Below are 11841 nucleotides of genomic sequence, written 5' to 3' on the forward strand. Positions count from 1 at the left end.
CGCCCCCGCTGTCGAATCTCCCCATGCGCCGGCGGCACAGCCCGCCCCTGGTTGAGCGCGAACAGAAGGATGAAGGGACCTCGAGGAGAGAGAGCAGCAAGCCAGAAGGCGTACAGGAGGCGCACAGTCCTTCGAGGCCGTCGCCGCACCCGCGCCCGCCCCCACGCGTGGGGCCAAGGGCGAGGCGGGCGCGGCCGCGGCGACGAGGGGCTGAAGGAAAGTATTTGGGTAGGGATGGCTGTTGTTGAAAGTGAAACAGGGCGAGGTGCCTGATTCGGGGGGCCGCTTCACAGAAGGGAGAATGTGAGGCGTTGATGTGCTCGTCCGTCAGGCCGGCTGCCAGCGGGTGGCCCGTGGCAGCCGACTGTCCTCACCTCAAGGCGTGGCCGTGGGGAAGGAGTAGTAGACGAGCAGTCGCGGCAGGCGGGCCGGGGACTCCGGGTACTCGCGCGAGTCGTAGACGGAGCGGCTTCCCGGGGAGTCGAGCTTGAAGGAGATCACCCCGTCCGAGGCCAGCGCCTGCTGCACGGGCGCCACCAGCTTCGGGCTCGCGTTGACGAGCGCCTGCGTGAGGTACGGCACGGGCCGGCTTGGGAACTGCCAGGAGCCCAGGTCGCAGCTGAAGCTGGAGGGCCGGGTGTTCCAGGAGAGGCCGGTCTCGCTCCAGGTGTTGTTGGGGACGAGTCGCGTGTAGACGTTGGCGTCCGCGCCGGGCGTGACGTCGCCCCCCGTGGACGTGGTCACCAGGACGACGGAGGCCACCTGGGCGGTGGGGGGGATGCTGTTGCCGAGATTGAAGCGCAGGTAGGCCTCCGCGTCGGCCCGGTCGACGAGCAGACTCGTGGACGTGCCGAAGCTCGCTTTGGGGTTGCTCCACTGCCCGTACCCATCCGCCGACGGGAAGAACTCCGCCACCTGGAGATCGGAGGTCACCTGCGGATCTCCGGGCTCGAAGTAGGTGACGACGAGCCTGGGCCGCTCACTGGCGACGGCGTGCTCACGGGAGCGGTACAGCGTCCGGTAGCCCGGGGAGCTCAGCCGGAAGGAGATGCGCTGATCCGAGTCCAGGGCCTGCTGCACGGGGGCGGTCAGCTTCGGGTCGAAGTTGACGCCCTGCTGCAGGGGCTTGGGGGTGATGTTGTTGTACCAGAGCCACCAGGAGCCCAGGATGTCGCCGGCCACCGCGGGCCGGGTGTTCCACGTCATGGCCGTCTCGCTCCAGGTGTCGTCGGGCACCAGGTGCGTCTGGACGCTGCCGTTGCCGTAGTAGGCATAGCCGTCGTAGGCCAGCGCCTCCAGCCGGACCGAGGCGATGTGGGCTCCGGCCGGGATGCCGTCCAGGTTGAAGCGCAGGTAGGCCTCGCCCTTGCCGGGGTCGACGACCAGGTTCCCGGCCGTACCGAAGTTCGTGGCCGCGTTATCGGACCAGACGTACGTGTCCGCCTCGGGCTCCAGGACCACCTGCTTGGGTGTGGAGGCGGTGGACGCGGGGCACGGGGGCGGCACGAAGTAGGAGACGAGCAACTGGGGCCAGCGGGCCACCGTTTCCGTATACTCACTCGAGTGGTACAGCGTCCGGGACCCGGGCGAATCCAACCGCAGGGAGAGCACTCCGTCCGAGTCCAGCGCCTGCAGCACGGGCTCCACCAGCTTCGGGCTCGAGTTGATGCCCACCTGCGTCGTGTACTGGCCATCGCGGTTCCACAACAGCCAGGAGCCGAGGTCCTCGCTGGAGGCGGCAGGCTTGTTGTTCCAGGTGATGCCGGCCTCACTCCAGGAGTCGTCGGAGACCAGCCGCGTGTAGACGTTGCCGTCCGCGCCGTCGTCGATGTAGCCGTTGTTGGACGTCGCCACCAGGGAGACGGCGACCACCTGCGCGTCGATCGGGACGCTGCCCAGGCCGAAGCGAAGGAAGGTCTCCGCGTCGGCGCGGTCGACGGTCAGGCTCGGGCTCCCGCCGGAGTTCCCGGTGGGGTTGCTCGCCAGGACCTGCGCGTCCGCCATGGGGACGAGGGCCGCCACCTGGAGGCCGGAGGTCACCGGCAGATCCCCGGGCTCGAAGTAGGTGACGACGAGCCTGGGCCGCTCACTGGCGACGGCGTGCTCACGGGAGCGGTACAGCGTCCGGTAGCCCGGGGAGCTCAGCCGGAAGGAGATGCGCTGATCCGAGTCCAGGGCCTGCTGCACGGGGGCGGTCAGCTTCGGGTCGAAGTTGACGCCCTGCTGCAGGGGCTTGGGGGTGATGTTGTTGTACCAGAGCCACCAGGAGCCCAGGATGTCGTCGGCCACCGCGGGCCGGGTGTTCCACGTCATGGCCGTCTCGCTCCAGGTGTCGTCGGGCACCAGGTGCGTCCGGACGCTGCCGTTGCCGTAGTAGGCATAGCCGTCGTAGGCCAGCGTCTCCAGCCGGACCGAGGCGATCTGGGCTCCGGCCGGGATGCCGTCCAGGTTGAAGCGCAGGTAGGCCTCGCCCTTGCCGGGGTCGACGACCAGGTTCCCGGCCGTACCGAAGTTCGTGGCCGGGTTGCCGGACCAGACGTACGTGTCCGCCTCGGGCTCCAGGATGACCTGCTTGGGTGTGGGGGCTGGGGTGAGTGGAGCGGTCCGGGCACGCGCCGGAGGCTCCGGTGAGGCCGGCTCCGGCGGCGCTTCGCCGGCATCACAGCCAGGGACGAGCCCCGCCATGAGAGGCGCGATGAGAAGGGAACGGAGGGACTGCTTCCACGGGGGTACGCGATGCATGCAGTAACACTCGGGGTCACGCGCGCCGGTCCTTTCCGGCGCGACGTGCGTACCTTGAGCAACCCCCGCGCCAGGACGCGGAGGGTGGCGGATTCCCTGTCATCTCCAGGGCTTGCGCGACTCCGGGCCACGTGACGACACTCGCGTCGGGGAGGAACGTGCCAGGACTGGCACTCGCGCGGGGACGCCCAGCGGACGCGGGTGTCATGGGGGCACCGCGTGACGATCTGACCGCTCGCGCGCGTATCCGGGACGCGGCGCTGGAACTGTGCACCTCTCGACCTGGACAACCCCGCCCACCTGGACGCGCTCAAACGGGCCTACGAGCGCTTCCCGGAGATCGGTGGGCGCTCCACCCCTTCGCATTGAACGCGCCCGCGTCGACCTTCTCCCCTTCGTGGATGTCGATCGCCACAGGAGGCTCGCGCTTCAGCGGCCGTCGCGAGCCACGGCGTTGCCCAGCAGGCCGCGCGCCCGGGCCACCAGCTTCGTGAACTCCTCGCGATCCGACAGGCCCTCCGTGGCGCCCACGGCGAGCTTCTGCGCCGTGGCCAGGTTCCACCCCTGGGCGCTCGGGCTGCCGCGCAGCACGTCTGCCGTGGCCGCCACCGCCAGCGCGAAGCGGAAGTCCGGCGAGGCCGCGTCCAGCGTGGCGCGCATCATCCGCTGCTCGAAGGGGAAGGCCTGCTCGGCGGCCTCGGTGCCGTTGGGCGCCTTGGCGCGGATGCGCACCGTGCCCAACGCCGCCTTCTCGCCCGTCAGCTCCACCTCGTACACCGCGGTGACGCTGTGGCCCGCGCCAATCTCTCCCGCGTCCACCTTGTCGTCGCGGAAGTCCTTGTCGGCGATGTCCCGGTTCTCGTAGCCCACCAGCCGGTAGCGGCGCACCACCTTCGGGTCGAACTCCACCTGGAGCTTCACATCCTTGGCGATGACCTCCAGCGTGCCGGTGAGCTGCGACTCGAAGACCTTCTTCGCCTCCTTGTAGCTGTCGATGTAGAAGCAGTTGCCGTTGCCCTTGTCGGCCAGCTTCTCCATCAGATCGTCCCGGTAGTTGCCCATGCCGAAGCCAATGGCGGACAGGGTGACGCCTTCCTTCACGTAGCCCTGGATGCTGTTGAGCATGGTGTCCGCGGAGACGTTGGGGCCGATGTTGGCGTCACCATCCGTGAGCACCACCACGCGCGACACCACCTTGCCCGAGGCCTTCTTCACCGCGTGCTTGTACGCCATCTCCATGCCCGAGCCCATGGCCGTGCCGCCGCCGGACTCCAGGCCGTCGATGGCCTTGTAGATGCGCTCCAGGCCGGTGGCCGGAGTGGGGGAGAGCACGTCCCGGGTGCTGCCCGCGTAGGTGACGATCGCCACCGTGTCGTTCTCGTTGAGGTTCTTCACCGCGAGCTTCATCGCCTCCTTGGCCAGCGGCAGCTTGTCCTGCTGGTTCATGGAGCCGCTGGTGTCCACCAGGAAGACCAGGTGCGCGGGCTTGCGCTGCGAGCGCGAGACGACCTTCCCCTGCACGCCCACGCGCACGAAGTGACGGTTCGCGTTGAACGGCGAGGGCGCGCCCTCGAGGTGCACGGTGAAGGCCCCCTTCTCGGGCGGGGTGTAGCGGTACTTGAAGTAGTTGACGAACTCCTCGACCCGGACGGCCGCGTGCGGCGGCAGGGCTCCCTGGGTGAGGTAGCGGCGAGACACCGCGTACGACGCCGTGTCCACGTCCACCGCGAAGGTGGAGAAGCGATCCGTGGCGGTCTCGGTGAACGCGTTGGGCGCGTGCTCGGTGAAGCTGTTGCCCTGGGACACGGGCTCCGGGGGCTGCATGCGCGAGCCTGGTGGAAGCATCTTCGCGGGCGGAGGCGGTGGCGGCGGTGTGGCCGGGGCGGAGGCCACCCTGCCACGCAGCACCTCGGCGCGCTTCATCTCCGCGCCACCCCTGTGCGCCACGGGAGCCCCACCCAGGACCATCCCCGCGGAGGCGGATACCGGCTTCAGCCCCGGCATTCTGGGGGCGGGGGCATCTGCCATCGGGGCGCCCTCGGCCTCCGCGTCCACTACGTCATCCACCGGGGCCTGGGCGGGTCCCGCCTCCTCCTTGAGCTCACCCGGCTGGACCTGCGCGAGGGACTCCGTGCTCTCTCCAGAGAGTCTGGATGGCGTGCTGCTGCACCCGGGGACGAGGCCCAGGGCAAGGGCGGCGCTTCCCCAGCGGGTCAGACGGTTCAGCTTGGACGTCGGCATGTGCGCTCCGAAAGGTGGTGAAGGTGACGTTCGAAACGAACCAGCCGCGCGTTCGGTCTACCCCGCCTCCTCCTCGCTCTCATCCAACGAGCAAGCGGAACAGGATTTTCTGATTATGCGATATTGCTGCTTTGACTTGTTTTGCTTGAAACCGTTAAAATTCAAGCACCATGAACAAACTTCGAAGCGTGTTGATGCTGACGGGCCTGTCCGTCGCGGGTCTGAACGCCTGTGGAGGAGAGCCCGAGGGGACGTCCCCGGCCGCCCCCGTGGGCGAGACGGTGAGCGTGAATCAGGAGCTGATCCAGAACCAGGCGATCTTCGATTACCTCACCCGGCTGTCGCCGCTCATCCTCCCGACGCCGAGCCATAGCGAGAGCACCTCCACCCAGGAGGAGGTGCGTGACGCGACGATCAACGTCTGCACGTACACCCAGGTCTCGGAGACGAGCCATTTCGACAAGCTGGTCTCCTTCGATCCGAACGCGGATGTGCTCTGGCCGGGTGCGCTCGTGCAGGGGCAGTCGCTGTCGCTCGGGCTCCTGTCGCCCATCGGGGCGCCGCGTGCTCCGGGGACGATCACCCTGACCAACGCGCGGATCGACGGTTCCACGCCGACCGAGTACGTGTACAGCCGGACCCTGGCGTCTCCGAGCCTGGCGAGCACCCATGACGCGATCCAGAACATCCTGACGGCGGAGAGCGTCAACTACGCGGCCAAGATCGCCTACACGATGCACCAGGCGCACTCGCTCAACGAGGGCTCGGTCAAGGCGGGCATCGCGGTGCAGTTCGCGGGCAACTCGCTCAACACCACCTTCGGCCAGCAGTGGACGCAGAGCAAGACGACCATCCTGGTGGACTTCACCCAGTCCTATTACACCGTCTCCTTCGGGGCGCCCGCGGAGCCCTCGGCCTTCTTCGCGCCGTCCGTGACGGTCGATGAGCTGAGGCCGTTCATCTACGACGGCAATCCGCCCGGCTACCTCAGCTCCGTCACGTATGGCCGCCGGCTGCTCATCAAGTTCGAGTCCTCGGAGGACAGCTCCAAGGTGTCCTCGACGCTCGACGTCGTCTTCACGAAGGGCAAGGTGGGCGGCTCCATCAACCTGGACTACGAGCAGCAGAAGACCCTCCAGAACACGAAGATGACGCTCCTGGCGCTGGGCGGGCCCGCCGGCAGCGCGGTGGAGGTCATCGGCACCGGTCTGGACAAGATCACCTCGCTCCAGAAGTACTTCCAGGATGGGGCCAACTTCTCGCCGAGCTCTCCGGGTGTTCCGCTGTCCTATACGGTGCGCTACCTGAGCAACTACCAGCCGCTCGTGGTGGCCTCGACGACCAGCTACACGGTGCCGTCCTGCGTCGGGAAGACGTCCACCATGTCCGTGGCGCTGGGCGAGCTGTACATCTACGCGAACGGAGAGACGATCGGGAAGGGCGAGATGAACTACGACGTCTACGTGGGCGACTCGCTCGTGGCGTCCGGGCGCAACGTGAAGCGTGGTGACAAGGAGAGCATCGCCCTGAACGTGTCGCGGATGGTCACCCTGCTCCAGCAGGAGGGCAACTCCCTGCGGGTGCGAGCGGATGTCTGGGAGAACACCAAGAAGGTCACCCCCGGCATCACGCACATCTTCAGCACCTACCTGAAGGACTGGTCGCCGAAGGGGTACCAGGAGGTCATCGGCGAGTACAAGAACCTGAAGGTCGGCCTGCGCTACACCGTCACGCCGTATTGAGCGCCGCCTCGGGGTGAGCCGGGCAGCCGGCGGGGGCCCGAGCCCTCACCGCGACTGTCCGGCACCGAGGGCCGCCCACCTCGCCCGAAGAAGGGGGCCCACGGTCCGGGGGAGCCGCTGGAGCCCATCCACCGCCAGGCACAGCCCGTACGTCAGGCCGATGAGCGCCACCGTCAGCAGCGTGTACTGCCCCCAGCCGCTCCGGTGGCCCCACACCCTCTCGAAGGAGAAGCCGAAGATGTGGAAGTAGAGCAGCCCCTCGTGGAAGACGTACGCGGACAGGGAGGAGGTGCCGAACGTCTCCACGAAGCGCCGCACCCGGGAGGGCGCGGTCCCCCGCGCCATCCGCCGCTCCAGCACCATCAACCCGAGCAGCACGATGCATATCCACATCCATCGCTCGGCCGCGTTGGAGGGGTTGGTGACGAAGAACCGGTGCTCCGGGTACAGGTTGCGGAGGGGCTCCGCCGCCAGCCAGCCCACGGCGCCGAGCCCGGTGAGGAAGAGCAGGGCGCGGACGAGTCCGGCACGGCCCTGCTCGCCGGCCACCGCCCCGGCATAGGCCCCGAGCCATGAGAAGCCGAGCCACGGCAGCAGGGGGAACACGGCTCCGGTGGACTTGTTGAGGACGTAGGCCCATGGCCCGTTCACGGCCTCGCCGAGCGGTGACAGGAAGAAGGTGACGAGCGCCAGGGCCAGGGCCACGCCGCGCAGCACGCGGGGCCGCGAGGCCATTCCCGCGGTGAAGGGCAGGAGGATCAGCAGCGACAGCCCCACGCAGTGGAGGATGTCCAGGCGCACCAGCCACTTCGGCTGCTGGAAGAGGGGGAACCACATCCAGTTGACGAGCGTGGCCACGCCGAGCACCTGCAGGGCCCGGCGCAGGTTGCGCCCGAGCCGCTCACTCCGCTTTCCACTGGCGGCGCTGCGGACCAGCAGCAGCGAGAGCGCGAAGCCCGCCGAGAAGAGGAAGGCCGGGGCCACCAGCCCGTCGATCCGGAGCAGGAACTTCGTCGTCGGACTCTGGCGCAGCTCCGGGCGCAGCAGCACCAACGCGTGGCACTGGACCATGAACAGCACCGCGATGCCGCGCAGCCAGTCGATGGCGCGGACGCGATCGGAGGGAGGCGCGGGACTCATGGGAGGCAGGCGAGGCCGGGTTCGGGAGCTTCGTCGTCCTGGAAGCGCAGCAGGCAGCGCAGGGCGTCCGGGTCGGCCTCGTCCGAGACCCAGGAGCGCCGCCACAGGAGCGCCGCCACGCGATGGGGGATGCGCGAGTCCGGAGCGACGAGGGCGCGAACCACGCCGTTGCTTCCGACCTTCGCCTCCTGCCGGACGGACTCCAGTGTGGACACGAGCTCGGGGCAGCCCTCGGGGCAGTTGTAGAGGAAGACCGCGTGCCCGTGCTCCAGGTTGTGCAGCCACACGCACCGGTTCGGCTCGGTGTCGTGGACCCGGCAGCGCAGGGTGTCACTGCAATGCTCGCCGCTGGTGGGTGGGTTCAGCCCGTCTCCACACGCGGTGCTCGAACAGGTGAGGTGCCGGGTGCTCTCGGGGGGCGGTGCGTGCTGGATTTCGTAGCGGGAACAGTCTGGCTCGCTCGAGCTGCAGGCGAGCAATGGAGCCAGGAGGAAGGCGGGAAGCGCGCGACGAAGCGGGGACATCGGTTGTCCTTCTATCGCATCGGCCCCGGGTGGACGAGTGGGCAGAGGGCCAGCCGGGTCGATCGCCTCCCGGTCGGGTTCAGCGAGCCTGGGCGATGCTTCCGTCCATACGAATCCTAGAAGGGTGCGAGAAGGACTCTCTTCATATCGACTCGGCTACGTCGCCAATTGCCTCTCCCTCGGCCTGGGAGCCAGCCACACGTGCCGGCTCGCGGGGGCCACGCCTCAGCGGCTGGAGGCGCTCATCGAGCAGAACCTCTCCGAGCTCGAGCAGATCCTCCTCTTCAACGAGGCGCACGGCATCGAGCTGTTCCGCATCGGCTCGTCGCTCATCCCGTTCGGCTCGCACCCGGTCAACACGCTGAAGTGGTGGCGGAGGTGGGCGCGGGAATTCGAGCGGCTGGGGCATATCGCCCGGCGCTCGCGCCAACGCCTCTCGATGCACCCCTCGCCGGCGGCGGCCTCGTTGACGTCCGTGCACCAGCGGGTGCGCGACGCCGCGATCGCCGAGCTGCGCTACAGCGCCCGGGTGTTGGATCTGCTCGGCCAGGGGCCCGAGGCTCGCGTGGTCCTCCACCTCGGAGGTGCCGCGCCGGGCCGGCCCGAGGCCCTGGACAACGCGCATCGCATGCTGGACGCCATGCCCGAGGAGCTACGCAACCGGCTCGTCCTCGAGCACGATGACAAGATCTGGAGCGCGCGAGAGGTCGCCCCGCTGGCGCGCTCGCACGGGCTGCCCTGGCTCGCGGACAACCTGCACAACGTCATCGAGCCCTCGGAGCCGGTGATGTCCCTCGAGGAGCTGCTGCGCGAGTCGGCGGCCTCCTGGCGCGCGTTGGACCTGAGGCCCAAGTTCCACCTGGCGAGCCAGAAGCCGGACGGCCGGCCGGGGGCTCACGCGGATCGCATCGACCCGGAGGATTTCCGGGCCGTGGTGGCGGCGCTGGACGGTCCGGCGGACCTGATGCTGGAGGCCAAGGACAAGGACCTGGCGCTCTTCGCACTGCGTCAAGAATCCCTCGCCCAACCCGTGAACACCCCCTCACTTTAGAGGTGCGTTTCGCGCGGGCATTCCTCTACGGTTGTGCCCCGCCATGAATCGTACCCCTCCCGTCAAGCACCTCCTGCGCGCGGCCCTCGTGGCCGTGCCGCTCGTCGCAACTCCTGGCTGTACGCCCTCGGCGCATGGCTCCACCGCCGCCTCCCAGGAGCCTCGTGCCTCGGAGTCTTCCACTCAGACGCAGAAGTCCGCCGAGGTCCAGCCCACGGCCGAGGACGCGCGTCAGTTCGCCACCCGCGTGAACGAGGAACTCAAGCGGCTGTGGGTACGGCAGTCCACGGCCGAGTGGATCAAGGCCACCTACATCACCGACGACACCGAGCGGAACGCGGCCACCGTCAACGAGGAGGTGATGGGCTACATCAACCAGGCCATCAAGGAGGCCGCCCGCTTCAAGGACGTGCAGGGGCTGGACGCGGACACCGCGCGCACGCTGCACCTGTTGCGCGTGTCCTCCTCGCTGGTCGCGCCCAGCGATGCGCGGAAGCGCTCGGAGCTGGCCTCCATCGCCGCGAAGCTCGAGGGCCTTTACGGCAAGGGCAAGTACTGCGGCAAGGATGGCAAGGGCCAGTGCAAGGACCTGGGCGAGCTGTCCGATGTGATGGCGAAGAGCCGCGACTACGACGAGCTGCTCGAGGCCTGGGTGGGGTGGCACGCCATCGCGCAGCCGATGCGCCCGCTCTACCAGCGCATGGTGAGCATCTCCAACGAGGGGGCCCAGGAGATCGGTTTCCCGGACCTCGGCGCGCTCTGGCGCTCCAACTACGACATGCCGCCCGAGGCCTTCGAGAAGGAGGCCCAGCGGCTGTGGGGGCAGGTGAAGCCCCTCTATGACGACCTGCACTGCTACGTGCGCGCCCGGCTGGCGAAGCAGTACGGCGAGGACAAGGTGCCCGCCGGCAAGGCCATCCCCGCGCACCTGCTCGGCAACATGTGGGCGCAGGAGTGGAACAACATCTACAACCTGGTGGAGCCCTACAAGGGGCAGCCCAGCCTGGACGTGGACGCCGAGCTGAAGCGGCAGGACTACGACGCCATCCGCATGGTGAAGACGGGCGAGGGCTTCTTCACCTCGTTGGGCCTCGAGCCGCTGCCGCAGACGTTCTGGGAGCGCTCGCAGTTCACCAAGCCGCGCGACCGCGAGGTGGTGTGCCATGCCAGCGCGTGGGACGTCACCTACGACAACGATCTGCGCATCAAGATGTGTATCAAGCCCACCGAGGAGGATCTGGTCACCATCCACCACGAGTTGGGGCACAACTACTACTACACGTACTACTACAAGCTCCCCGCCCTCTATCAGCAGGGCGCGCATGACGGCTTCCACGAGGCCATCGGCGATGCGATCACCCTCTCCATCACGCCGGGCTATCTCAAGCAGATGGGTCTGCTGAAGGAGGTGCCCAAGGGGGACAAGGGCCTCATCAACCTGCAGATGAAGGACGCCATGGAGAAGGTGGCCTTCCTGCCCTTCGGTCTGCTCGTGGACCAGTGGCGCTGGGAGGTGCTCTCCGGGCGGGTGAAGCCGGAGGACTACAACAAGGCGTGGTGGGCACTTCGCGAGAAGTACCAGGGCGTGCGCGCGCCGGTGGCGCGCTCCGAGCAGGACTTCGATCCGGGCGCCAAGTACCACGTCCCCGCCAACGTCCCCTACACGCGCTACTTCCTGGCGCGTATCCTCCAGTTCCAGTTCCACCGCGCGCTCTGCCAGGCCGCCGGGCACCAGGGCGCCCTCCACGAGTGCTCCATCTACGGCAACAAGGAGGCCGGAAAGCGGCTCCAGGCCATGCTGGAGATGGGCGCCAGCAAGCCGTGGCCCGACGCGCTCGAGGCCCTCACCGGACAGCGGGAGATGGATGCTTCAGCCATGCTGGAGTACTTCACTCCGCTGCGAACCTGGCTGCAGGAGCAGAACAAGGGTCAAAAGTGCGGTTGGTAGGAGTTGCGAGGTAGACACGGAAAGCGGCCGAGCCTACATTCTTGCCCGCTCGGTCGGGTCTCATCCGACCGGGACGGGCGGCAGATTTCCGCGCCCGTTTGTCTGAAGGAAGAAGAGAGCAAATGGCGACTGGTACGGTGAAGTGGTTCAACGATGCGAAGGGGTTCGGATTCATCACGCAGGATGGCGGTGGCGAGGACGTGTTCTGCCACCACACCGCGATCAACATGGATGGGTTCCGCACCCTGGCCGAGGGTCAGCGGGTCGAGTTCGAGGTGACCAAGGGCCCCAAGGGCCTGCAGGCGCAGAACGTGCGTCCCGCCTAGTCCGGCTCTCTTCGTAGGTTGTTCCTGAAAAGGGTCCGACCCATTGGGGCCGGGCCCTTTTTCATGTCCGGAGTCCTCGCATGTTTGTCCTCTCATCCCGGTTCCTCCTGAAGCGTGCCCCGGTGTT

8 protein-coding genes and 1 pseudogene are annotated in these 11841 nt (G+C 68.0%); 5 read left to right on the forward strand and 4 right to left on the reverse strand.

Annotated features, from left to right (window positions below; all coding sequences use genetic code 11):
• Positions 1-375: 375 nt before the first annotated feature.
• A complete protein-coding gene (locus JQX13_RS40135; protein ID WP_203404691.1) occupies positions 376-2742 on the reverse strand; it encodes a DUF7594 domain-containing protein in 2367 nt (788 codons plus the stop codon).
• A gap of 270 nt (positions 2743-3012) precedes the next feature.
• Here JQX13_RS40135 and JQX13_RS54785 point away from each other — a divergent pair.
• Positions 3013-3111, forward strand: a pseudogene (locus JQX13_RS54785) (DUF5953 family protein); the annotation flags it as partial.
• Positions 3112-3171: 60 nt separating this feature from the next.
• Here JQX13_RS54785 and JQX13_RS40140 read toward each other — a convergent pair.
• Positions 3172-4983 carry a vWA domain-containing protein gene (locus tag JQX13_RS40140; RefSeq protein WP_203404692.1) on the reverse strand — a complete coding sequence of 604 codons (1812 nt, stop codon included), beginning with the start codon at positions 4981-4983 and terminating at the stop codon, positions 3172-3174.
• Between the two features lie 170 nt (positions 4984-5153).
• Here JQX13_RS40140 and JQX13_RS40145 point away from each other — a divergent pair, with 170 nt between their 5' ends.
• The gene (locus JQX13_RS40145; protein WP_203404693.1) at positions 5154-6725 is read left to right on the forward strand and encodes a thiol-activated cytolysin family protein; all 1572 of its coding nucleotides are present in this window, start codon (positions 5154-5156) and stop codon (positions 6723-6725) included.
• A 45-nt stretch (positions 6726-6770) separates the two neighbouring features.
• Here JQX13_RS40145 and JQX13_RS40150 read toward each other — a convergent pair whose 3' ends face one another.
• Together JQX13_RS40150 and JQX13_RS40155 are read right to left on the reverse strand one after the other, a co-directional pair.
• Positions 6771-7865 (reverse strand): heparan-alpha-glucosaminide N-acetyltransferase domain-containing protein, encoded by a 1095-nt coding sequence (locus tag JQX13_RS40150; RefSeq protein ID WP_203404694.1) that lies wholly within the window; start codon positions 7863-7865, stop codon positions 6771-6773.
• Positions 7862-8389 (reverse strand): DUF3105 domain-containing protein, encoded by a 528-nt coding sequence (locus JQX13_RS40155; RefSeq protein WP_203404695.1) that lies wholly within the window; start codon positions 8387-8389, stop codon positions 7862-7864. Before JQX13_RS40155 ends, JQX13_RS40150 begins: the two co-directional genes overlap by 4 nt.
• Positions 8390-8513: 124 nt before the next feature.
• On the opposite strand from JQX13_RS40155, the gene uvsE reads away from it, so the two are divergent.
• From uvsE to JQX13_RS40170, 3 genes are all read left to right on the forward strand, one after another.
• Positions 8514-9440 carry a UV DNA damage repair endonuclease UvsE gene (gene uvsE / locus JQX13_RS40160; RefSeq protein WP_203404696.1) on the forward strand — a complete coding sequence of 309 codons (927 nt, stop codon included), beginning with the start codon at positions 8514-8516 and terminating at the stop codon, positions 9438-9440.
• Between the two features lie 43 nt (positions 9441-9483).
• Entirely contained in the window at positions 9484-11388 is a 1905-nt protein-coding gene (locus JQX13_RS40165) for a M2 family metallopeptidase (protein ID WP_203404697.1), read from the forward strand.
• Between the two features lie 122 nt (positions 11389-11510).
• A complete protein-coding gene (locus JQX13_RS40170) occupies positions 11511-11714 on the forward strand; it encodes a cold-shock protein (protein WP_203404698.1) in 204 nt (67 codons plus the stop codon).
• The last annotated feature ends 127 nt before the right edge of the window (positions 11715-11841 follow it).

This window comes from Archangium violaceum, from assembly GCF_016859125.1.
Classification (GTDB): domain Bacteria; phylum Myxococcota; class Myxococcia; order Myxococcales; family Myxococcaceae; genus Archangium; species Archangium violaceum_A.

What these genes read in the sequence shown, in the direction of transcription:
- JQX13_RS40135 (WP_203404691.1), bottom strand. Translation starts at nt 2,742, where the DNA reads ATGCATCGCGTACCCCCGTGGAAGCAGTCCCTCCGTTCCCTTCTCATC.
- JQX13_RS40140 (WP_203404692.1), bottom strand. Translation starts at nt 4,983, where the DNA reads ATGCCGACGTCCAAGCTGAACCGTCTGACCCGCTGGGGAAGCGCCGCC.
- JQX13_RS40145 (WP_203404693.1), top strand. Translation starts at nt 5,154, where the DNA reads ATGAACAAACTTCGAAGCGTGTTGATGCTGACGGGCCTGTCCGTCGCG.
- JQX13_RS40150 (WP_203404694.1), bottom strand. Translation starts at nt 7,865, where the DNA reads ATGAGTCCCGCGCCTCCCTCCGATCGCGTCCGCGCCATCGACTGGCTG.
- JQX13_RS40155 (WP_203404695.1), bottom strand. Translation starts at nt 8,389, where the DNA reads ATGTCCCCGCTTCGTCGCGCGCTTCCCGCCTTCCTCCTGGCTCCATTG.
- JQX13_RS40165 (WP_203404697.1), top strand. Translation starts at nt 9,484, where the DNA reads ATGAATCGTACCCCTCCCGTCAAGCACCTCCTGCGCGCGGCCCTCGTG.
- JQX13_RS40170 (WP_203404698.1), top strand. Translation starts at nt 11,511, where the DNA reads ATGGCGACTGGTACGGTGAAGTGGTTCAACGATGCGAAGGGGTTCGGA.